The sequence below is a fragment of the Ewingella americana ATCC 33852 genome, assembly GCF_000735345.1.
Taxonomy (GTDB): domain Bacteria; phylum Pseudomonadota; class Gammaproteobacteria; order Enterobacterales; family Enterobacteriaceae; genus Ewingella; species Ewingella americana.
In genome coordinates, this window is record NZ_JMPJ01000051.1 from 99,871 (window position 1) to 122,586 (window position 22,716).

The window sequence follows — 22,716 nt, forward strand, 5'->3', positions numbered from 1 at the left end:
CGCTCGCAGAGGCTGCGGCGCGCGGAATTAGTTTTATTACAGCTCGAAAAAAGGCGGTCAGTATAAAGGAATTTCCACTTGAGGATAAGAGCGAAGACGCGCCCAAGCTAGCGCAATTCCATCGTTACCTCATAACACACATAATTTAACAAAATTATGCACATTTCCGCCGCTGCCTTAGCATAAACTCGCCCCAGCCTTTTTATAGGTAGCTAGCAAAGTAATTCAAGTATTTCCCTCTATATTTATTGTCATCACTTAACATTTCGGGAGACTTAACCGATGAAACTCGACCCAAAAACAACCGCGCTGGTGTTAATCGACTTACAGAAAGGCATTTTGCCTTTCGCCGGTGGCCCGCACAGTGCACAGCAGGTTCTGGATAATTCGACCGATTTGGCAAAACGTTTTCGCAAACTGGGCGCGCCAGTGGTTATGGTGCGCGTGGGTTGGTCTGACACCTTCGCAGAAGCGCTGAAGCAAGAAGTGGATCGCCCTTCTCCTGCGCCAGAAGGCGGCCTGCCGGCAGTTTGGTGGGAATTCCCCGAGCAGTTGGAAGTTACCGACAGCGACATTCAAGTGGTGAAACGCCAATGGGGTGCTTTCTACGGCACGGATCTGGAGCTGCAACTGCGCCGTCGCGGCATCACTACCATCGTGCTGGCCGGTATTTCGACCAACGTTGGCGTGGAATCCACCGCGCGTAACGCTTGGGAACAGGGCTTCTCGCTGGTAATCGCCGAAGATGCGTGCAGCGCCCACGACAATGACAACCACCAGTCCAGCGTGAAGAACATCTTCCCGCGCATCTCCCGCGTTCGTTCTACCGCCGAGATACTTGCCGCCCTGCCGCAGTAAGGTTAGTCTGGTCAGCATTGAAATTTCACGCCGCCTACGGGCGGCGTTTTCATTAAGGGATGCCAGCGAATGTATATCGGATTGCCACAGTGGAACCACAGCGCGTGGGGGAAAATCGGCCTGCGTGATTTAGCGGATTACGCCCGCTACTTCAATTGTGTCGAGGGTAATACCACCTTTTATGCTCTGCCGAAGCCTGAAATCGTGATGCGCTGGCGCGATATGACTCCCGAAGATTTTCGCTTCTGCTTCAAGTTCCCTTCCCTTATTAGCCACAAGGCCGCGCTGCGCGACTGCGAGGCGGATATTGCCGAGTTTTATCACGTGATAGAACCACTCGGCCCGCGCATTGGTCAATTATGGTTGCAGCTGCCGAGCGCCTTCGCCCCGCGTGACCTTGACCGGCTGTGGCAGTTTATGGATGCCTTGCCAAAAGGCTTTGATTACGGCGTGGAAGTTCGTCATCTGGATTTCTTCGCCAAGGGCGAAGATGAGCGCGCCCTGAATCAGGGTTTGCATCAGCGTGGGATCAGCCGGGTGATTTTAGACAGCCGCCCGGTGCATCACGCCAAGCCTCTTACCGAAGCCGTGCGCGAGGCACAGAGAAAGAAACCCGTGCTGCCGGTGCATGCGCTGGTCACCGCCGAGCGCCCGATTGTGCGTTTTATCGGCGGCGACGTGCTGGAAGAGAACCAGCGCTTCTTCAACGTTTGGGTGGAAAAACTCAAACAGTGGCAGGCCAATCAGCATCAGCCTTACTTGTTTATTCACACGCCAGATTGCAGCGACGCTCCCCAGCAGGCGCAGAAGCTGTGGCAGCAGTTACGCCTGACGCTGCCTGACCTGCCGCCCGCCCCAGACTGGCCGGAGCAGGACTCCTTGTTCTAAATCGCCGGGCGTGAGAGCTGTTCTATTAATGCGTTTTTTTATCGATTTGCGTTATTCATCAAGACACTGAAATGTTACCTCGTTATCATTGCCTCGAAAATTGTCAGTGGCTTCTGCGGATTATTTGCCTTAGTCCCCAAGCCAACTCTGTAATATCGAGGTTGTAAAATGATCAGCGCGTTATATGTCGTGCTCGCCGCAGTATTGCTGCTTAAATTGTCATTCGACGTGGTTCGTTTGCGCACGCAATACCGCATTTCCACCGGCGACGGCGGCTCCTATGAACTCCAGACCGCAATCCGGGTACACGGCAACGCCGTCGAATATCTACCGATTGGCTGCTTATTATTGGTCATGATGGAGATGAACGGGGCCGAAGCCTGGATGGTTCACGTCTGTGGATTGATGTTAATTGCCGGTCGTCTTTGTCATTACTATGGGTTAAAAAATCGGGAATTTGGTTGGCGTCGCAACGGCATGGCCGCCACCTATATCGCTTTACTCCTCATGGTAGGAGTGAATACCTTTTATCTACCCTGGTCGCAGTTTCTTAATATTCGCTGGTAGTGGTTTCTCGCCATAACGGATTTCCGTAGCCAGCATTTACGGGGAGGACCCCCAGCCTCCCCGCTCCGCCTCAGCAATACCTCGTTTTTACCGGTATCTGCCTCACGCGTACTCTGCTAAAATCTGCCCTCAAAATTACGCTCCCTCAATCTTTGGTCTGACTTCGTACTATGGCTAAGCAAGATACTCTTTTTTCTGCACCGATAGACAAACTCGGCGATTGGACATTTGATGAACGTGTCGCGGAAGTCTTCCCCGACATGATCCAACGCTCCGTTCCGGGTTATTCAAATATTATTTCGATGATTGGCATGCTGGCCGAACGCTTCGTGCAGCCTGACTCTCGCGTCTATGACCTTGGCTGCTCGTTAGGTGCCGCCACGCTGTCGATGCGCCGTAATATTAAAGTCGCGGGCTGCGAAATTATTGCTGTCGACAACTCCCCTGCCATGGTCGAACGGTGCCGCCGCCACATTGACGCCTTCCGCGCCGAGACGCCGGTCAAAGTGATTGAAGCCGACATCCTCGACGTCGAGCTGAGCAACGCCTCGATGGTAGTGCTCAACTTCACGCTACAATTCTTAGAGCCTGCGGATCGCCAGCGCCTGCTGAATCAGGTGTATCAGGGCATGCGCCCGGGCGCGGCGTTGGTGCTGTCCGAAAAATTCAGTTTCGAAGACCAAGACGTCGGCGAATTGCTGTTCAACATGCACCACGACTTCAAGCGCGCCAACGGCTATAGCGAGCTGGAAATCAGCCAAAAGCGCAGCATGCTGGAAAACGTCATGCTCACCGACTCGGTGGAAACCCACAAAGCACGCTTGAAGCAGGCCGGTTTCGAGCACTCAGAAGTGTGGTTCCAATGCTTTAACTTCGGCTCGCTGATTGCCCTGAAAGCGGGAGACGCCAAATGATTGAGTTTGGTGACTTCTACCAGCGCATCGCCAAAGGCCCGCTAAGCCCGTGGCTGAACACCCTGCCATCGCAGCTGACCGCGTGGCAAAAAGAGTCGCTGCACGGCAAATTCAAAATGTGGTTCAACGCGGTGGATCGCCTACCGTTGCTTCAGCCGGAAAAGCTCGATTTGCTGCATAGCGTGACGGCCAACATGCTGGAACCTCTGCCTCAGGGCCAGCGCGAAGGCATTGAAAACCTGCTACGCAACCTGATGCCATGGCGCAAAGGGCCGTTTTCCCTGTATGACGTGGAAATCGACACCGAATGGCGCTCTGACTGGAAGTGGGATCGCGTCTTGCCGCATATCTCCTCGCTGGCCGGTCGCACTATTCTCGACGTCGGCTGCGGCAGTGGCTATCACATGTGGCGCATGATTGGCGCGGGGGCACATCTGGCGGTGGGCATCGACCCTATGCAGCTGTTCCTCTGCCAGTTCGAAGCCGTGCGTAAATTGCTGGGCGGCGACCAGCGCGCTCATCTTCTGCCACTGGGTATTGAGCAGTTGCCGGAGCTGAACGCCTTCGACACCGTCTTCTCCATGGGCGTGCTGTACCACCGCCGCTCGCCGCTGGACCATTTATATCAGCTGAAAAACCAGTTGGTGAATGGTGGCGAACTGGTGCTGGAAACGCTGGTAGTTGAAGGTGATAGCCAGCAAGTGCTGGTGCCGGGTGACCGTTATGCCCAGATGAACAATATCTATTTCATCCCTTCCGCCGAGGCGTTGAAAGGCTGGTTGCTCAAGTGTGGATTTGTGAACGTGCGCATTGCCGATGTCAGCGTGACCACGCTGGACGAGCAGCGCCGTACGCCGTGGATGACCAGCGAATCTCTGGCTGAATTCCTTGATCCTAACGATCCCACCAAAACCATTGAAGGCTACCCGGCCCCAAGGCGCGCTCTGCTGATCGCCAACAAGCCTTAATTCAAAGGTGAAACAGGCCGAAAACGGCACATAGCAGGCATAAAAAATGGCGGAATTATCCGCCATTTTTGAATTTTGCATCATGCAGCACAGCTACATCGATCGCCTTGAGAAATCGTCATCCACTTCATTAATTGGAGTCTGGCTTATCCAGGTATGCTCGGTGTACACCACGATAGTGTCAGCCCGAGTGGGTGTCCCACAGGCGCGACAAATCAGCGATTTCACCGCCAAATCCATCGGTTTGGTTTTGCTCACCGTAAATCTGTCTGATCCACAGTTTTCGCAATAAATTTGCATATCCGGCATATTGTTGTGCATTAGGACTATGCCTATTGCAATCTCCAGCAAGTGAACATTCCATCCTATAAAGATAGCCAATGCCGCGAAGAATAGCGATAGCGCCAATCAGAAAACGCACTTAAAGATCTTATGGTTAAATTGTGCTTATGATTGAAAATTGATCGGGTGTGATTTCGGCTGGGGGGCATAGAGAAAGCAAACCTTAACTAGCAGGAACTTAGGATGTTATCAGCTGGATGGAATCCGCGGTTATCGTCGAGGCTTTACTGTATGGAAAATGATCTGCTTAATGGTTAGGAACTTGAGTTAGAAACCGCAAACGTAGGACTTTTTAATGTCCTAATGGCGAGATAAAAAGCCCCGCCAATTGATGGTTAAAGCGATTTTGATTTATTAATTTATGAAGAAGTTCGAATAAGCAGCGCGATCGCTGCGAGCAGCAGACAACAAACAAAGCCAATTAAAAATGTGTAGTAGAGTGGTTTGAGTCTATTTATCGCAGCGTAATTCTCACCTTCGACCGGGAAATTGTAGGCTTGGCTGTTCTTCTCGATAAAAAAGATCTTTTTTCTCTCTTTTAACCGTACAAAAAAATAGGTCATGAGTGGCGACCCCAAGTAACCCATGTTGCAATGCAATGAGTAAGGTGCGGGCAAACTATGCTTTTTTTGGAAGTCAGAAATCAAATTGTTGTATCTGCCTCTATTGATGAGATACAGCAGAGCGCTCACCAGCAGGCAAACCGAAGGGAGTATGATTAAGACCAAGATGGCAGACTTCACTTTTCAAATTCCCATGTATTCATAAATCGTATCCATTACAGAGTCACTGGCTTTAGCCCCAAGATAACCAGCAGCTATCGAACCAACAGCCGCACACACAACCGCGCCAGCTCCTGCTGTTGCTATTCCAATTGCAGCGCATACCCCTACTCCCGCGACGGAACCGACTGCACCCGCTCCGACACCAGTCAATGTTGATGCGCCAAATTTACCATACTCTTTGAAAGCTGTTTTTTTGCATTCACTTTCACGCCCCTTAGTACAAGCATTGACTACATCGTTAGTTGTGCCCGCAAAAGCAAAGCCTATGCCTATATAGCCACCTGATTTCAAAAATTTTGCTGCTTTAGCTGCATTCCCTACATAACTCGAATAGCCCGGTATTCCTCCGAGTCCCACGGTTGACCAATCATGCACTATGGAACGGCTGGAAAGATTCAACGCTCTACGCATGTCTTCATAAGGTTTAAATTTGACGGCATAGCGGCTTAAAGATTTCAATAAGGGTTTGTTCACTAGCTCTTTTAATTGATTGAAGAGTTGATTGCGTTCTACAAAAAATTGCTGACTTATTAGTGTTCCCTGAGTACGAAATTGGTTTTGGTAGGTGGTTTCAATCTTTTTGAGAGTATTTTCTATCTCTGAAAAGTATCTTTCGCCAACGTCCCCAATGGTACCGAAAACTTTATCACCCGCGGTAGTGAGTGCAGCAATAAGCCCGTAGTGTTTTTGCATAAAACTAGCGTCGTCAGAACTCACACCAACAAAAGCATTGTTAGTTTGTTGTTTTGCCTGCCGCAGAGCACTAAGCATGTGCATGGTTTGAGAAGAAGCAGGGTCCGCTACGATCACAATCTGCCCTGGATTCAGCCAAGGCGTATCTGAGTTATTTTGCATGAAAAGACGAGCAGCTTCTGAATTGCTGTCACGAAAAAGGAGCCTAGCCTGAAAATCAAGAGTACCAGGTTGTTGGATAACACAGTATGCAGGTGCCAGATTGCGCGACATTCCATTCCCTCCATTGAAACAATCATTGAGCTGATGAGTGGAAACTCGTTCCTTCCCATGGCATTTCTAGAACAACGTTAAGATATTGTAAATAAATCTAATGATTTAGGCAAAAAATGGCACCGACAAGATGGTGCTCTAACCCAAATTTTGGGCTAGTGACCGTGAGGCAATGCCAAGAATGATTCATTTTGATGATATGACCGCTCATTAAACAGGCAATAAAAAAGATGGAGCTGTTTTAACAGCACAAAAGCGATTTATATAAATAAAAAAAGCCCCGCCAATATGACGGGGCTTGGTACTTGCGCAGGGCGACGCAATAAGGACCGTTAGGCCCGGTTAAATCTGAGGTGCAAAGAGTTCGCCCTTCTCTTTGCACGGCAATCTTGGACTGTTACGCCGTGCGGGACATCTCGTCGCCAAATTCTAATGCCGTTTTCATCGCAGCCACGATATCGCCATCCACGCAGTAACGACTAAATTCGTCAAAATCGGTATCAGAACTCATGGTCACGCCCGCTTTGCGATAGCGCATTTGCGACGGAACCTGACGCCCGGCTGAGCTGTGCAGCTCGCTCAAACCGATGTCGATAAACTTCTGCAAGTTAGTCAGACGAACACCCGCACCGGCCATAATAATAGGACCGCGGCTTAGCTCGTTGAGTTCCCGAAGCATCGGTAATCCGACTTCAGCATTCTGTTGCTGGCCCGAAGTGAGAATGCGCGCCACGCCCAGTTGGGTGAGTTGCTCTAGCGCCACCTTCGGATTCAAACACATGTCGAAAGCGCGATGGAAAGTCACTGCCATGCTGCCGCACAGTGCCATCACTTCCCACATTTTTGGCATATCAATGTGGCCTTCTTCATCCAGAATGCCGACCACGACGCCGGGGAAACCGAGATCGCGAATACAGGCGACGTCGCTTTTCAGAACATTAAACTCACTCTGGCTGTAGCAAAAATCGCCGCCCCGCGGACGCACAATCGGATGTACGGGGATAGTGACCTGCTCTCTGGCCAGTTTTAACGTGCCGAAACTTGGCGTAACGCCACCGTCGGCCTGGCTAGCACACAACTCAACCCGGTCAGCGCCGGCCTGCTCTGCCGTTAACGCACAGTCCACGCTATAACAACACACTTCTAACTTAGTCATGTGATCTCTCCTGATTACGGCATCATGCTACAACACTTGTCTGTAGCGGGCCATGTCGCGTAGGCTTTAGCATGAGCACTCCCGCCCAATTGCCTGCTTTGGAAGGCTAACTATGACACTCAATTTTGATCAATGGGTAGACCGTAGTCACAGCGATAGCGTTAAGTGGAACAAATATAAAAATCAGGACGTCATTCCACTGTGGGTCGCAGATACTGACTTCGCTTCGCCACCTGAAGTGGTAGCTGAACTGCAACAGCGCGTCGCCGAAGGCGTTTTCGGCTACGGATTTACGCCCCCTGAATTGATCGAACTCTTTATTGAGCGCGCCACTAAGCGTTATCAATGGAATATTAAACCTGAATGGATTGTTTCCCTGCCCGGTCTGGTTTGCGGCCTGAATGTCGCGGTGCGTGCCACAGTGAACCACCATCAAACCAGCCTGCTGCCTTCACCTATCTACCCGCCTTTTATTCAGGCCGCAGGGTCGGAAGGCCGCCACTATAAAAGCATTCCGGTGAAAGAAGTTGACCAGCGCTGGGTAGCTGACTTTAGCTCTCCTGAGCTGAAAATGGACGGTGGCGAACGGCTGCTGATGCTGTGCAACCCTTACAACCCCGGCGGCACGGTCTATCGCCGCGATGAGTTGATGCAGCAACTGGCCTTTGCCCAACAGCATGACTTAGTGGTCTGTAGCGATGAAATTCACTGCGACCTGCTGCTCGACCCGCAGGCGAAGCATATTCCCTTTGCGTCGTTGAGCGAGGATGCCGCGCAGCGCAGCATCACGCTGATGTCGCCCTCGAAAACCTTCAATCTGGCCGGTCTTGGCGCGTCGATGGCGATTATCCCTAATGCCGAACTGCGCAGAAAGTTCGAGCAAACCGCCGAGGGCATCGTGCCGCACGTCAATATTTTAGCCTATGTTGCCGCCACTGCCGCTTACCAGCACGGCGACGCGTGGCTGGAGCAGCAGCTGGCTTACCTGCGCGGCAATCAGCAGCTCGCGACACAAAGGATCAACGCCATGCCGGGCCTGCGGATGTTGCCGATTGAAGGCACCTATCTTGGCTGGATTGATGCCTCCGCCCTGCCGCTGGATAATCCGTATCGCTTCTTTGTGGATGCTGGGGTGGGCTTTACTTCAGGGCTGGCTTTTGGCGCGCCTAAGTTCGTGCGCATTAATCTGGGCTGCCAGCGCGCTTTGCTGGAGAAGGCGCTGGTGAGAATGGAGCAGGCGCTGGCAACCTTAAACGGCTAGAACTTACTCTCTTTCGCTGGCGACGATATCCCGCAGGCTGTGCGGATGAAACTTGATGGTCACCGTGCCATCAGTGATAGCAAGCGTCGGGTTCGGCAAACGCTCGTGCTCCCCTTTTGGCGAACTCTGTTTCAGTTTAATGCCCGGTGCGGTCAGTGCTTCATCGGCCAGCTCAGCCAGCGCCCGGGCATAGAAACCCTCTTCGCCGCCACTCAAGACAATTTCAATATGCTCCCAGCCTTCGTGCGGGTAGCGCTTCTCGCCCGGATAAGGCAGTTCAATCAAATCAATGCTCAGCGGCCCGACTTCCAGCGGCTGGTTCAGGGAATAGAGGCAGATTGGTCGGCCATTAATCTCAGTTTCATTGAGCAGCGACGCGCACTGTTCAAAGCCTTTTCGCCAGCGCTCCGCCGTGGTGTTTTGGTGGCAGCGCAATGAAATATGATCAGCATGATAAGCCGACAAATCGAGCTGTAACTTCTCCGCAAAGGCGCTGAGCGCGGCAACAAAACGCGGCATGTCGGCCACTAAATCATCAAGGTCGGCGACATCTTTCATGTTCAGCATGGTAGCTATTTCCTTAAAGTTAATCTCTGTCGGCGGCTAATTTACACAGGGTTTCATGCCGTTGCCAGATACGTCCCGCATTCTGCGCGATTGCTGTGCTGCAAACGTGCGCCAATACTGACGCAGCGGGGCTTATATGATATAAACACGCATCATTTTTGGTTCATCTGCGTTAGGTGAACAGCAAACCATCAAACTCCTACCCAGATTCATCTGCACGGATGAAGGGTATTGATTCAAAAGGTAACTCGGTGAATATACAGGCTCTACTTTCAGATAAAGTCAGTCAGGCGTTGACTGCGGCAGGCGCGCCTGCTGATAGCGAAGCGCAAGTCCGTCAGTCTGCCAAAGCGCAATTTGGTGACTATCAGGCGAATGGCGTGATGTCCGTGGCGAAAAAGCTGGGCATGGCCCCACGACAACTGGCAGAGAAAGTGGTTGAGCTGTTAGACCTGAGCGGAATTGCTTCTAAAGTTGAGATTGCCGGTCCGGGCTTTATCAATATCTTCCTCGACCGCGCCTTTGTGGCCGCCAACGCCGACAACGCGCTGCAACATGCCAAACTCGGTATCTCCCCGGTTGAGCCGCAAACCATTGTTATCGATTACTCTGCGCCGAACGTGGCGAAAGAGATGCACGTTGGTCACGTGCGTTCCACCATCATTGGCGACGCCGCCGCGCGTACCAACGAATTCCTCGGCCACAAAGTGATCCGCGCCAACCACGTCGGCGACTGGGGCACCCAGTTCGGCATGCTGATTGCCTATCTGGAAAAAGTGCAGAACGAAAACGCCGGTGAGATGAAGCTTTCCGACCTCGAAGAGTTCTATCGCGCGGCGAAAAAGAACTATGACGAAGACGAAGAGTTCGCCGTTCGTGCGCGTAACTACGTGGTCAAGCTGCAAGGTGGCGACGAATATTGCCGCCAGATGTGGCGCAAGCTGGTTGATGTCACCATGGCACAAAACCAGATAACCTATGACCGTCTGAATGTCACCCTGACCCGCGACGACGTCATGGGCGAAAGCCTGTACAACGACATGCTGCCGGGCATCGTGTCTGACCTGCAAGAGAAAGGTCTGGCGGTGGATAGCGAAGGCGCTGTGGTGGTTTATCTCGACGAATATAAGAACAAAGAAGGTGAGCCTATGGGCGTCATCATCCGTAAGAAGGATGGCGGCTACCTGTACACCACCACGGATATCGCCTGTGCGAAATACCGTTACGAAACCCTTGGCGCAGACCGCGTGCTTTACTACATCGACTCCCGCCAGCACCAGCACCTGATGCAGGCTTGGACCATCGTGCGTAAAGCTGGGTATGTGCCAGAGTCAGTGCCGTTAGAGCACCATATGTTCGGCATGATGCTGGGCAAAGACGGCAAGCCGTTCAAAACTCGTGCTGGCGGCACCATTAAGCTGTCTGAACTGCTGGATGAAGCTATTGAGCGCGCGCGCAAGCTGATCACCGAGAAGAACCCAGAGCTGGGCGGCGATGAACTGGAAAATCTGGTTAACGCCGTGGGTATCGGCGCCATCAAATACGCTGACCTGTCGAAAAGCCGCACCACCGACTACATCTTCGACTGGGACAACATGCTGGCCTTCGAAGGCAATACCGCGCCTTATATGCAGTATGCCTACACCCGCGTGGCGTCTATCTTCAAGCGTGCGGATATCGACGTTAACAGCCTGACTCAGCCGATTGTTATCAGCGAAGAGCGCGAAGCCCTGCTGGCCACTCGCCTGCTGCAATTCGAAGAAGTGCTGACCACCGTGGCGCGCGAAGGCACGCCGCACACCATGTGTGCTTACCTGTACGACGTGGCTGGCCTATTCTCTAGCTTCTACGAGCACTGCCCAATCCTTAACGCTGCCGACGAAACCAGCCGTCAAAGCCGCCTGAAACTGGCTCTGCTGACCCAAAGAACGCTGAAAACCGGTCTGGATACCTTGGGTATTGAAACCGTAGAACGCATGTAATTCTCGCGTTTTCAACGCCATAAAAAAGGCCAGCATCTGATGCTGGCCTTTTTGTTATTGCTTGATTATTGGCGGGCTAGAAAATCAATCCAGACGGCGGGCGAACTCTTTGACGCGGAAGCCCAACAGCCCCAGCACGCCGAAGTAGGCAATCACCCCGACCACGACCACTGCCATCAGGCGCGCCAGTCGATAAGCCATGCCGCCAACGTCCCACGCGGGCATCACGTACATCATGCCAAGCAGCGCGGCAGACATTGCCAGTACCGCCACAAACAGTTTGATCAGGAAGATGCGCCAACCCGGCTGTGGCTGGAAGATATCCTGTTTGCGCAGCTGCCAGTAGAGCAGCGCGGCGTTGAGGCAGGCAGCCAGACCAATCGACAGCGACAGACCGGCGTGCTTCAGCGGGCCGATAAACGCCAAGTTCATCACCTGAGTCATCGCCAGCGTGATAATGGCAATCTTCACCGGTGTCTTAATATCCTGACGCGAATAGAAGCCCGGAGCCAGCACCTTGACCACAATCAAACCCATCAGGCCAACGGAATAAGCAATCAGGGCGCGCTGGGTCATAGAAGCATCGAAGGCGGTGAATTTGCCATATTGGAACAGTGCCACGGTCAGAGGTTTCGCCAGAATGCCCAGCGCCACCGAGCTTGGCAGCGTCAGCAAGAAGCAGAGGCGCAGGCCCCAGTCCATCAGGCGGTTGTACTGCAAATGGTTGCCGCTGGAGAAGCTGCGAGCCAGCGAAGGCAGCAGGATAGTCCCCAGCGCCACGCCCAGCACGCCGGACGGAAACTCCATCAGGCGGTCAGCGTAATACATCCACGACACTGAGCCAGACACCAAGAATGAGGCAAAAATGGTGTTGATGATCAGCGAGATTTGGCTGACGGAAACCCCGAGAATGGCGGGTCCCATTTGGCGCATAACGCGCCAGACACCGGCATCTTTCAGGTTCAGGCGCGGCAACACCAGCATGCCGATTTTCTTCAAGTGCGGCAGTTGGTAACCCAGTTGCAACAGGCCCCCGGCCACCACCGCCCACGCCAGCGCTAAAATCGGTGGGTGGAAGTAAGGCGCGGCAAACAGCGCGAAGCCAATCATGCTGACGTTAAGGAAGGTGGGCGCAAACGCCGGAATGGAAAAACGGTTCCAAGTATTGAGTATCGCCCCGACCAACGACGCCAGCGAGATAAGCAGAATATAGGGGAAAGTGATGCGCAGCAGCGCGCTGGTTAAGGCAAATTTGTCTGGAGAATCAACAAAGCCCGGCGCGGTGACGTAGATAACCCAAGGCGCGGCAATCATCCCCAGCACGGTGACCACCGCCAAGACCAGCGTCAACAGGCCAGAAACATAGGCGATAAAAGTGCGAGTGGCTTCTTCACCCTGCTGCGTTTTATACTCGGCAAGGATTGGCACGAAAGCCTGTGAAAACGCGCCCTCGGCAAAGATACGGCGCAATAAGTTAGGAAGTTTAAATGCCACAAAGAAGGCATCCGTCACCATTCCTGCCCCAAACACCCGCGCGACAATGGCGTCGCGAGCAAAACCTAATACACGGGAAAACATCGTCATCGAACTGACGGCGGCCAAAGATTTCAGTAGATTCATATCAATTTTCTTATTTGCCAGCGGCTAAACAGCCACGCCTGCGGCAGCAGGCGTGGGAGGCAAGAACTGGCAGAGCTCTAACGTGCGCCATAGTCTACGCATCCGAAACGCAATAGCTACTGGCAGTTGTTATATAATATTACCCGCCGGTCACTAAATAGTGACAACGTCACCTTCTAACATCTGTTCAATCAGCCGTTGGGCATAAATCCCCTGCTCGCCGCTGGTGTTCGGCGCGGTATGATTGGCGATACTTTCAATGAAGTGGTGAATTGCCCCTTCGAACCCGCGCTGGGCCAGCGTGGTCTGCCAACCGGCGACCGGCAGTTGAGTCAGCAGGTCGTTCTTCTCTTCCTGCCACTGTTTCATATCCGCCAGCTGATAGACCGCGCCCTCGGTCACCGCCTGCACAGTTTCACGCGAACTGCCCGCCCGGCGGTGCATCGAGGTGGTGACGATGCTGCCGTTACAATTGAAATGGTGCTCGGCGTAAATCATCTGCTGCTCGGCGTTGGCCGTGATCTGGCCGCTGAGCAACTTGGCGTCACCGCCCGCCAGCCATAGCGCGGTGTCCACCACGTGCAGGTAATCATCCAGCAGTGTGAAGCGCAGATTGTGCCCCACGCTGTCGGAACGGTGTTTATCCATGCGCAGCGAGGCCGCGGGCTGCTGCTGTAACTGCTGATGCAGCTGGCGGTAGCGCGGCGCAAAGCGGCGGTTGAACCCTACCATCAGGCTTTTGCCGCTTTTCTCAGCCAGTTCAATCAGTTGCTCGGCCTGATCTAGCTCGGCCGCCAGTGGCTTATCCACGTAGACATGCACCCCGACCTTGAGCAGCTGGCTGACCACTTCGAAGTGGCTAGCCGTGCTGCTGTGCACAAATACCGCGTCACTCTGCGCCGCCAGTTCGTCCAACCGCGAAAAACAGTTCATGCGATAGCTGTCGCAAACCGCCTGCGCTTTTTGCTGATTCGGCGAGAAGCCGCCCACTAGCGTCCATTGTTCTGCATGGCTGAGGATCGGCAGATACGCTTTCTGCGCTATGCCACCTAACCCCACCACGCCAATACGTAATTTTGTCACCGCGCGACTCCTAGTCTGCCAAGCGTTCGAGTAAATGTTCAAGGCGCTGTTTTAACTCCGCCACTTCGCTTTCCAGCGCGGCAACGCGTTCTTCCAGTGCTGAACTGTCGGCAACTGAAGCACTCAAAGTCTCATCTTCACTAGCCAATGCCACGTGACTCACTTCGCCGCTGAACAGGTGCATGTAGCGGCTTTCACGTTTGCCCGGCTCACGCGCCAGACGCACGCAGAACGGGCCATCTTCGCGCTGGCTGAGTGCAGTCAGGGTTTGCTCAACTTCGCTGACATCGGCGAAATCATGCAGGCGGTTGGTACGGGTACGCAGCTCACCCGGCGTCTGTGCGCCGCGTAGCAGCAGAGTGGTGACCACGGCCACTTCCTGCGGAGAGAACTTCAAATTGCCGAACTCGGAGTTACAGAAGCGGTGCTCGTACTTCATGGTGCGGCTGCCGCTGAGGGTGCGGATGATGTGCTTACGCAGCAGTAAATCCAGCGTTTGCTGCACGTCGCTTTCGCTCAGTTCCATCACCGGCTCGCGGTTGGTTTTCTGATTACAGGCGGTGGTCAGGCCGTTGAGCGACATGGGATATTGTTCTGGCGTCGTCAGCTGTTTTTCCAGCAAACAGCCCACCACGCGGGCCTCTTTGGCACTTAATTCATGTTTCATGCTGCTTCCTTAACGTGACGCGGTCCAATCCTGATAGGTCAAAGCAGTGAGGATGTGATCCTGCCATTTGCCGTCGATCAAGAGATAATCTTTCGCATAACCTTCTCGCTCAAAGCCGAGGCGATGCAGCAACGCGCCGCTGCGCTGGTTGTGCGGCATGTAGTTAGCCATGATGCGGTGCATCTTTTGCTGGCGCTGCATGTAGCGGATCAGCGATTGCAGCGCTTCAAACATCAGCCCTTGGCCCTGCCATTTCTCACCCAACGAGTATCCGAGAAAACAGGCGTGGAATGAGCCGCGCAGCACATTGCTAAAGTTCGCCACGCCCTGCACGTGGTTTTCATCAGGGTCTAACAGGATGAAATAGTAGGCATTTCCCTGCTTTTGCATCTCGGTTATCAGCCCAAGACGCGCCTGCCAGCCGGAAGGATAACAGTGGCTTTCATCACGCACCGGCTCCCAAGGTTTGAGGAACGCGCGGTTCTCAACATAGTAATCAGCCATACGGTGCGCGTCGCGCTCGTGAACTAAACGCAATACCATTCGGTCAGTGGTAAGCCGCACTCTTGGTGTGGCAGATTTATAGCCAAACATCCCTTCCCTCCACAGTCCGCATGGGTCGATAAGAAGTATTGATAGGAAACCATAAGCCGGATGAATAATCCGCCGATTAAACGTCAATTCTGCCAGTCTGAGCGCGGCTTGACGATAAAAAAATATTATCTATAGCACCCTATCTAATTGCCCGTTTGAGGTTCAGAATTGAACCTAGTTCCTCCCCCCTCATAGCACCTGTCGGATCGGGTGCCAATAACCTTTCAGGTGAAGCATGTCATTGGTCTCGCAAGCTCGGAGCTTGGGTAAATACTTCCTATTATTAGATAATGCACTGGTTATTCTAGGCTTCTTTTTAGTATTCCCCCTGATTTCGATTCGCTTTGTCGACCAGCTTGGCTGGGCCGCGATGGCCGTCGGGTTAGCACTGGGCGTCCGCCAATTGACCCAACAGGGGCTAGGCATCTTTGGCGGCGCGATTGCCGACCGCTTTGGTGCCAAACCGATGATTGTCACCGGCATGCTGCTGCGCGCCTCGGGTTTCGCCACCATGGCGATGGCCGACGCACCGTGGATCTTGGTCTGCTCCTGCATCTTATCCGGCCTCGGCGGCACATTGTTTGATCCACCGCGCACCGCGCTGGTGATTAAACTCACCCGTCCTCATGAGCGTAGTCGCTTTTACTCTTTATTGATGATGCAAGACAGCGCCGGTGCCGTTATTGGGGCCTTGATCGGCAGTTGGCTGTTGCAGTACGACTTCCATTACGTCTGCTGGGCCGGGGCCGCGGTGTTTGTGCTGGCGGCGATTTGTAACGCCTGGCTGCTGCCCGCCTACCGGATTTCCACCATGCGTACCCCAATGCGTGAAGGCATGATGCGCGTGCTGCGCGACCGCCGCTTTGTGGCCTACGTGCTGACCCTGACCGGCTATTACATGCTGACCGTGCAGGTAATGTTAATGCTACCGATTGCGGTCAATGACATTGCGGGCAGCCCGTCGGCGGTGAAATGGATGTACGCCATTGAGGCCGTGCTGTCGCTGACCCTGCTGTACCCGATTGCGCGCTGGAGCGAAAAACGTTTTCGCCTCGAGCAGCGTTTGATGTTCGGCCTGCTGATCATGACCTTCAGCCTGCTCCCGGTCGGCATGGTGACTTCTATTAACCCGTTGCTGATGCTGATTGGCTTTTTCTACATTGGCTCGATCATTGCAGAACCAGCGCGCGAAACGCTGGGTGCTTCGCTGGCCGACGCACGCGCACGTGGCAGCTATATGGGCTTCAGCCGTTTAGGTTTGGCTCTCGGCGGCGTGATTGGCTATACCGGCGGTGGCTGGATGTATGACACCGGCCGCGCACTCGAGCTGCCTCAGTTACCTTGGTTCTTACTGGCAATTGTCGGCCTGATCACCCTCACCGGACTCTACTGGCAGTTCAATCTGCGACGCATTGAACCGGCGATGCTCAGCGGTAACTGACTGTGATTAAACGCCGCTCTCACCCGAGAGCGGTTTGATCTCCCTCTATTCTTTACCCATACTCCTTAATGGCGTCACACACGGCTGGCCTTTTTGCTGTTCCTTGTAGGCCCGCCACGGATTAAAGGAGTACCGCACTATGAAACTCTACATTTACGAACATTGCCCCTTCTGTGTTAAAGCCCGAATGATCTTCGGGCTGAAAAACATACCGATTGAAATCAAAGCATTAGCCAATGACGATGAAAAGACCCCGATTTCAATGGTGGGTAAGAAAGTCCTGCCTATCCTGCAAAAACAGGATGGCAGCTTTATGCCAGAGAGCATGGATATCGTGCACTTCATTGATAAGAGCGACGGCAAGCCGCTGCTGACCGGGGCGACCAACCCGAAGATTGCCGCCTGGCTGCGTCAGGTGTCTGAATACACTTCCAAGCTGCTTTTGCCGCGCTTTGTGCAGGCCCCGCTGGAGGAGTTTGCCACCCCAGAAGCTAAGAAGTATTTCACTGAGAAAAAGCAGGCGTCGATTGGCGACTTCAAAGAGCACCTTCAGCACTCTGAAGGTCTGGTGAAAAAAATCAGCCATGACCTGCGCGCGCTGGATGAGCTGATCCAAGAGCCTAACGCGGTAAATGGCGAACTGTCGGAAGATGACTTCAGCCTGTGGCCGCTGCTGCGTTCGCTGTCGATTGTCAAAGGCGTGGTGCTGCCTTCCCGCGTGCAGGCTTATCGCGACAATATGGCCAAACAGACACAGGTCAATCTGTTTACCAGTCTGGCGATTTAGTCGCCTTGGCAGCCGGAGCCTCTTCCGGCTGCTGTTCCTCCGCCTCTTCTACTGCACGATTTGGACTTTTAATCTGTGCGCCAAGCACTTAGGCTAATCAGCGTTGTCTGATAGGCATCGCCATGTAAATAGCCCATGCTGCGATGGCTTTAGGCTGTTCACGCGGTATTACGCACAGAGGATAAGATGAGAAAGCTATTTTTAGGGGCAGCTGCCCTGCTGTTCGCCGGCCTGCTTGCCGGATGTAACCAGCTCACGCAGTACACGCTTAGTGAGCAGCAAGTGAATGAATATTTGCAAAAACATAATGATTTCCAGAAACAGTTAGGCGTTCCGGGACTGGTCGATGCAAAAATTACCCTGACCAATCTCAGCAGCCAAATTGGCCGCGCCGAGCCGGGCAAAGTGACGCTGACGGGCAACGCCAGCGTGGATGTCACCTCGCTGTTCGGCCCGCAAAAAGCTGACATGACGCTGACCCTTAAAGCACAGCCTAGCTTTGATAAAGCACAGGGTGCTATCTATCTGAAAGATATGGAAGTGGTGGATTACACCATCCAGCCAGAGAAGATGCAGTCGGTGATGAAAGGCTTGATGCCTTACCTCAACCAGTCGCTGAAATCCTACTTTGACCAGAAGCCAGCCTATGTGCTGAATGGCGATAAGAGCAAGGGTGAAGCGATGGCCAAGAAACTGGCCAAAGGCATTGAAGTGAAACCGGGCGAGTTGGTTATCCCTTTCACTGATTAAACAGATTTAATGCCATAAAAAAGCCCGGCTGAGTGGCAACACTCGCCGGGCTTTTGCATTTTTAGCGTTTAGACTTCAACCCACTACGGGCCGATCACTGCTCGTCGTCGTCTTCATTCTCGATGTCGGACGCCGCCAACTCTTCCAGTTCGTCGCGCATGGCTTGCAGCGCTTCACGGCTGATTTCCGACAGCGTGCGGTAGAAGCCGCTGGTCGCGTGGGCTTCGACTTTGCCCAAGAACTTGCCGCACCATGGGAACAGATAGTCGTCAAACAGCGCGGTCTGCGCACCCACTTCGTCCTCGGCGGACTGGTCTTCCAGCCAAGACGCGGCCAGCAGCATGGAGCCGAAGCTGTCTGCCGGATTCTCGCCCAAAGGCATGCCGCGCTGTTGCAGGAAAGCACGCACGTCCTGCTCAGTCGCGCCTTCAACGTAGTCGCTGCGATAAGGCGACACCGCGCGGTTTTCACCGACGAACAGATGGTCGTACTCGGCGGCCAGCGCCTGTGGGTCCGCGCTTTCACGCAGACGGGTCAGCAAGGCGTCCTGCTCCAGCGGCCAGTGCTCTTGCAGCTTGCCCTTTTGAATCAAATCAAACAGCGGAGCCAGCACCGGGTCTTGCGGCGAGCGGTTAAACAACGAGCCGAGTACGCGGCAAACAATCGAAAATTCATTCATAGCGGCAACCTGTTAAGCCAAAGGTAAAAGTGAAAGCGAGCAAAGGGCGTGACAATGTCACAGATCCTTTAATTCAGCAATGGGCTGACGACCGCGCTTTTCGAGAAAATCGAGGAAACGGCGCGGGCTAACGTTAAGGATACGATCTTCTGGGAAATCCACCTCACGCAGAATTCGCTCGCACTGCTCGAAGCCGCCCAGCGAGTAGGCAATGTGCGAGTCTGAACCCAGCGCCAGCCAGCCGCCCGCCTCTTTCACCGCCTGCGCAATAGCGCGACAGTTTGGCTCACTGCCTGCCCGCGAGTGGGTAAAGGAAGAGTTATTCAGCTCCAGCGCCACATTGTATTTCGCGGCGGCGGCGGCAATCGCCGGGATGTCTACCGGATAGCGCGGGTTGCCCGGATGGCTGATGATATGCACTTCGCCACCAGCCATGGCGGCAATCATCGCCGCCGTGTGGGTCTCTTTGTCAGAAGGCGGCATCACCGGCTCGTGGAAACCGGCGATGATCACGTCAATGGCGGTCAGCATTGGGCCGGTGCAGTCGATGTCACCGTCAATATTCTTAATGTTGGATTCAATGCCGCGCAGAATACCGACGCCATTCACAAGTCGCGGCCACACCTGCATATTCATAAAGTGCCAGTAGTGCGGCGCATCGGCCATGTCCGGGCCGTGGTCGGTGATAGCAAACAGCTTGATGCCCTTTTCTATGGCTTCATCAATATAGTCATGCAAGGTGCTGTAGGCATGGGTGCTGGCAACGGTATGCATGTGTAAATCAACGGGATACGGCATGTTAACTCCTCACAATGAACCATCAGGGCGGCGATGTTCGCCATGATGGACTAACGGGTGGCTGAAGATTTGAGTCTGGTGCGTGACGGCAATCAGTATCCGCGCTGCAAATCCACCAGCCCGGTCGGCGTTCGCCCTTCTTCAAGCGCCAAAATATTGGCAACAATATTGTCCATCGCCTGCTCGGGTAAGGTGTTGGCGGCGATGTGAGGCGTGATGCTAACACGCGGATGTGACCAAAATGGGTGCATGCCCGGCAAAGGTTCCTCAACAAATACGTCGAGGGTGGCGGCGGCAATTAGGCCCGCGTCGAGGGCGCGCAGCAGGTCACCTTCCACCAGATGCATTCCGCGAGCAATATTAATCAAATATGCCTGCGGACGTAACTTGGCAAACAGGTTTTTGTTCAAGATACCGGCGGTCTGCGGCGTGTTCGGCAGCAGGTTGATCAGCAGTTTACAGCCGCTGGCGAACTCATCCAGCTGCTCATCTCCCGCGAAGCTCTGCACCCCGGCGATGTTTTTTGGGCTACGGCTCCAGCTGCGCACGTGGAAGTTCAACTCCACCAGCTTCTCAGCCACGCTTTGGCCTAACACGCCCGCCCCCAGAATGCCGATGGTGAAGCTCTGATGCTCGTGGGGAGCCAACGGACGCCACTGCTTCTGCTGCTGGAATAGCTGGTATTCGTCCATTCGGCGGAAATAACGCAGCACGGCGGCCAGCGTGTACTCCTGCATTTGCAGCGACATGCCGGTATCTTCCAAACGCATCAATGGCACGCCCGCAGGCAACGTGCCCGGATTGCGCTGCTCTTGCATCATTATGGCATCCACACCGGCACCGAGGGCAAAGATGCCTTTGAGCTGCGTGCGCGGGGCCAGCATTTCATGAGGGGGTTGCCAGACCAGAGCATAATCTGCGGGTTGGTCGTCGCCACGCGTCCAGGTGCGAACCTTGGCCTGTGGCAATCTTTTACTTATTCCGTCAATCCATTGTTTCGAGTCAAATGTAGGGTGGTAAAAAATTATATTCATCATGGTTGCCTCCTAAGCCCTGATAGATTTCCCCGAATATCATCAGGATGCAACCCATAGACACAAAAAAGAACAGGCCCCGATAATCGGAGCCTGTTGGGCATCTATTGATTTGATGAATTATGACTGCAAATTACACCGGAACGCGTTGGATCAGGCGGCGCAACAGTGGGATCAGTACAATCAGCACCACACCAGTGGCCACTGAGCCCCAACCCAATGCGCTAAACACTGAACTGTAACCCGGATTGGTCAGCGCCGCCGTGCTGCCGGTGTTTTCTGGCATCAGACCAGAGACGTAGCTTGCCAGCACCGAGGCAACGCCGGTGACCATCATCCAGCAGCCCATCATCACGCCCTGATAGCGCGCCGGAGCCAGTTTACCAATCATGGCGTAGCCGATTGGCGAGATTAGCAGCTCACCGATGCTTTGCAGGATGTAGCTGATAACAATCCATTTAAAGGCCACCAGACCGTCGCCGCCCGCCAGACTGATACCCCAAGGCAGAACCAGCATGCCCAGACCGATACAGAACAGAGAAGCGGAGAATTGCAGCGGAATGTCGAGGTTCCAGCCGCGCTGGCGCAGCTTTTTGAACCACAGCGCCATCAACGGGCCGCCGACCACAATCACCACGGTATTAATGTCTTGGATCCACTGAGGTGCCACTTGGAAGCCATAAACATTCAGGTTGATGTTGTTCTCGGAGAACAGCATCAGGCCCATTGGCGCCAACTGATAGAGGGTCCAGAACACCAGCGAGCCGAGGGCCAGAATCAGGTAAGCCTTCATGCGGCGGCGTTCATCATGTTCGCGATGACGGAAAGTCAGCAAGGCCATAGCGGCAAAGATGATAATGCCCAGCACCACCACGAAGTAGCTGCTGAACTCGGCATGAGTCAGCAACACGCGGATAATCGGTACCAAGACTACCAGTACGGCCAAGCCAATCACCATGCGGCGCATAAACACGCTGCGGCTCACTTCGCGCAGCGGCGTGCTGATGTCGGCCAGAATGCGCCAGTAATAGAGGGTGACGATGATAGCCAGCACGTTGCCCAAGGTAGCGAACAGGAACAGCGACTTATAGCTTTCAGTCAGCTGGTAGTAACCCGCGACGGCGAAACCGATGAAGAAACCGAGGTTCATCCCGGCGTAGTTCCACAGGAACGCGGACTCGCGGCGGTCATCTTCTGGCGCAAAGCGCTGAGTCAACATCATGTTCAGGCAGGTGACGTTCAGCCCGCTGCCGGTCAGGAACATCGCCAGTCCCCAGTACAGCCCTTCTACCCCTTCCATGGCAATCAGGCCGCAGCCGAAGACTTGCAGCACCATGCCCAACACGAACAGGTTACGGTTACTCAGGTAGCGGCCGCCGAGGTAGCCACCAAACATGTGCAAACCATAGTTGAATGCGCCGAACACGCCCATGATGGCGTTGGCGTTGCCTTCGCTAAAGCCAAGGCGTTTTGTGGCGTACAGCACCAGCGTGGAATACAGCACGGCAAAGCCAAGCGTGGCAAAGGTCTGGATGAAGAATAAAGCCCCCGAGCCCGCCGGTATCTTTGACCGGTGAGGCTGCTGCGGCGACGCCGCGTTTTCTAACTGACTCAAATTTGACCCCGTCTTACAAAAAATGTACTGAATGTACTGATAGAAGTTAGATCTGCCAGAACCCTCATACTGCTGGTTTTTATATGGCAATAACCGAATAGGGGCGTTGTTATACTCCCGTCACCGCGTTTTTTCCCAACATAATTTTGTTATTTAGTTCGTCTTAAAATCGTTTGCCTGATAATTGTTCTTTTTCCAAGCATCGCTAATAACCCACCTGAGATCATAAGCAAGATTAATAGTCAGGCGTCTTGCTGCTTCGTAACGCCATTTTTGCTCTGTAAATCAGCAAATTGCTCTAACTTTGAGTAAACGATCTCTTTCCTGCAAAAGAGTGTTGACGCTGAGGGCGCTTTTCCCTACATTAGCGCCGGTCAGCAGCGCTACGGCGTTG

General features: G+C 53.7%; 22 protein-coding genes. 10 read left to right on the top strand and 12 right to left on the bottom strand.

What is annotated here, in order from left to right; translation table 11 throughout:
* Positions 1–282 precede the first annotated feature (282 nt).
* The 5 genes from GEAM_RS09085 to cmoB all read left to right on the top strand — a co-directional run bounded on the left by GEAM_RS09085 (position 283) and on the right by cmoB (position 4,195).
* Positions 283–858, top strand: a complete 576-nt coding sequence (locus tag GEAM_RS09085; RefSeq protein ID WP_034790745.1) for a hydrolase — start codon at positions 283–285, stop codon at positions 856–858.
* 69 nt (positions 859–927) lie between these two features.
* Positions 928–1,746 carry a DUF72 domain-containing protein gene (locus GEAM_RS09090; RefSeq protein ID WP_034790747.1) on the top strand — a complete coding sequence of 273 codons (819 nt, stop codon included), beginning with the start codon at positions 928–930 and terminating at the stop codon, positions 1,744–1,746.
* A 168-nt stretch (positions 1,747–1,914) separates the two neighbouring features.
* A complete protein-coding gene (locus GEAM_RS09095) occupies positions 1,915–2,313 on the top strand; it encodes an MAPEG family protein (RefSeq protein WP_034790749.1) in 399 nt (132 codons plus the stop codon).
* A gap of 170 nt (positions 2,314–2,483) precedes the next feature.
* On the top strand, positions 2,484–3,227 hold the full coding sequence (gene cmoA / locus GEAM_RS09100; RefSeq protein WP_034790751.1) for a carboxy-S-adenosyl-L-methionine synthase CmoA: 744 nt from the start codon (positions 2,484–2,486) through the stop codon (positions 3,225–3,227).
* Entirely contained in the window at positions 3,224–4,195 is a 972-nt protein-coding gene (gene cmoB / locus GEAM_RS09105; RefSeq protein WP_034790753.1) for a tRNA 5-methoxyuridine(34)/uridine 5-oxyacetic acid(34) synthase CmoB, read from the top strand. The genes cmoA and cmoB overlap by 4 nt, the downstream gene beginning before the upstream one ends.
* A gap of 93 nt (positions 4,196–4,288) precedes the next feature.
* Here cmoB and GEAM_RS23095 read toward each other — a convergent pair whose 3' ends face one another.
* The 3 genes from GEAM_RS23095 to cutC all read right to left on the bottom strand — a co-directional run bounded on the left by GEAM_RS23095 (position 4,289) and on the right by cutC (position 7,444).
* The gene (locus GEAM_RS23095) at positions 4,289–4,453 is read right to left on the bottom strand and encodes a hypothetical protein (RefSeq protein ID WP_156965801.1); all 165 of its coding nucleotides are present in this window, start codon (positions 4,451–4,453) and stop codon (positions 4,289–4,291) included.
* 830 nt (positions 4,454–5,283) lie between these two features.
* Positions 5,284–6,288, bottom strand: a complete 1,005-nt coding sequence (locus GEAM_RS09120) for a hypothetical protein (RefSeq protein WP_034790757.1) — start codon at positions 6,286–6,288, stop codon at positions 5,284–5,286.
* A gap of 397 nt (positions 6,289–6,685) precedes the next feature.
* Positions 6,686–7,444 carry a copper homeostasis protein CutC gene (gene cutC, locus GEAM_RS09125; protein ID WP_034790759.1) on the bottom strand — a complete coding sequence of 253 codons (759 nt, stop codon included), beginning with the start codon at positions 7,442–7,444 and terminating at the stop codon, positions 6,686–6,688.
* A 112-nt stretch (positions 7,445–7,556) separates the two neighbouring features.
* On the opposite strand from cutC, the gene GEAM_RS09130 reads away from it, so the two are divergent.
* Positions 7,557–8,705, top strand: coding sequence for a MalY/PatB family protein (locus tag GEAM_RS09130; RefSeq protein ID WP_034790760.1), 1,149 nt, complete (start codon positions 7,557–7,559; stop codon positions 8,703–8,705).
* A gap of 3 nt (positions 8,706–8,708) precedes the next feature.
* On the opposite strand, the gene GEAM_RS09135 is transcribed toward GEAM_RS09130, so the two are convergent.
* Positions 8,709–9,272 (bottom strand): VOC family protein, encoded by a 564-nt coding sequence (locus GEAM_RS09135; RefSeq protein ID WP_034790762.1) that lies wholly within the window; start codon positions 9,270–9,272, stop codon positions 8,709–8,711.
* Between the two features lie 251 nt (positions 9,273–9,523).
* Between GEAM_RS09135 and argS the strand changes: the two genes are divergently transcribed.
* The gene (argS, locus tag GEAM_RS09140; protein WP_034790794.1) at positions 9,524–11,254 is read left to right on the top strand and encodes an arginine--tRNA ligase; all 1,731 of its coding nucleotides are present in this window, start codon (positions 9,524–9,526) and stop codon (positions 11,252–11,254) included.
* An 84-nt stretch (positions 11,255–11,338) separates the two neighbouring features.
* Here argS and murJ read toward each other — a convergent pair whose 3' ends face one another.
* From murJ to rimJ, 4 genes are all read right to left on the bottom strand, one after another.
* On the bottom strand, positions 11,339–12,874 hold the full coding sequence (murJ, locus tag GEAM_RS09145; protein ID WP_034790764.1) for a murein biosynthesis integral membrane protein MurJ: 1,536 nt from the start codon (positions 12,872–12,874) through the stop codon (positions 11,339–11,341).
* 153 nt (positions 12,875–13,027) lie between these two features.
* Complete coding sequence (locus GEAM_RS09150) at positions 13,028–13,957, bottom strand: Gfo/Idh/MocA family protein (RefSeq protein ID WP_034790765.1); 930 nt, start codon at positions 13,955–13,957, stop codon at positions 13,028–13,030.
* A gap of 10 nt (positions 13,958–13,967) precedes the next feature.
* Positions 13,968–14,624 carry a DUF480 domain-containing protein gene (locus GEAM_RS09155; RefSeq protein WP_034790767.1) on the bottom strand — a complete coding sequence of 219 codons (657 nt, stop codon included), beginning with the start codon at positions 14,622–14,624 and terminating at the stop codon, positions 13,968–13,970.
* 9 nt (positions 14,625–14,633) lie between these two features.
* Positions 14,634–15,218 (bottom strand): ribosomal protein S5-alanine N-acetyltransferase, encoded by a 585-nt coding sequence (gene rimJ / locus GEAM_RS09160; protein WP_034790769.1) that lies wholly within the window; start codon positions 15,216–15,218, stop codon positions 14,634–14,636.
* A 235-nt stretch (positions 15,219–15,453) separates the two neighbouring features.
* Between rimJ and mdtH the strand changes: the two genes are divergently transcribed.
* From mdtH to GEAM_RS09175, 3 genes are all read left to right on the top strand, one after another.
* On the top strand, positions 15,454–16,659 hold the full coding sequence (mdtH, locus tag GEAM_RS09165; protein WP_034790772.1) for a multidrug efflux MFS transporter MdtH: 1,206 nt from the start codon (positions 15,454–15,456) through the stop codon (positions 16,657–16,659).
* A gap of 139 nt (positions 16,660–16,798) precedes the next feature.
* A complete protein-coding gene (gene grxB / locus GEAM_RS09170) occupies positions 16,799–17,446 on the top strand; it encodes a glutaredoxin 2 (RefSeq protein WP_034790774.1) in 648 nt (215 codons plus the stop codon).
* A gap of 186 nt (positions 17,447–17,632) precedes the next feature.
* Entirely contained in the window at positions 17,633–18,196 is a 564-nt protein-coding gene (locus tag GEAM_RS09175; RefSeq protein WP_034790776.1) for a lipoprotein, read from the top strand.
* Positions 18,197–18,290: 94 nt separating this feature from the next.
* Here the strand turns inward: GEAM_RS09175 and GEAM_RS09180 are convergent, their stop codons facing one another.
* The 4 genes from GEAM_RS09180 to GEAM_RS09195 form a co-directional block, all read right to left on the bottom strand.
* Complete coding sequence (locus GEAM_RS09180; protein WP_034790778.1) at positions 18,291–18,875, bottom strand: TorD/DmsD family molecular chaperone; 585 nt, start codon at positions 18,873–18,875, stop codon at positions 18,291–18,293.
* A 57-nt stretch (positions 18,876–18,932) separates the two neighbouring features.
* Positions 18,933–19,673: a phosphatase gene (locus GEAM_RS09185; protein ID WP_034790780.1), complete on the bottom strand. Its 741-nt coding sequence runs from the start codon at positions 19,671–19,673 to the stop codon at positions 18,933–18,935.
* Between the two features lie 92 nt (positions 19,674–19,765).
* Positions 19,766–20,707, bottom strand: a complete 942-nt coding sequence (gene ghrA / locus GEAM_RS09190) for a glyoxylate/hydroxypyruvate reductase GhrA (RefSeq protein ID WP_034790796.1) — start codon at positions 20,705–20,707, stop codon at positions 19,766–19,768.
* A gap of 133 nt (positions 20,708–20,840) precedes the next feature.
* A complete protein-coding gene (locus GEAM_RS09195; protein WP_034790782.1) occupies positions 20,841–22,322 on the bottom strand; it encodes a peptide MFS transporter in 1,482 nt (493 codons plus the stop codon).
* Between the last annotated feature and the right edge of the window lie 394 nt (positions 22,323–22,716).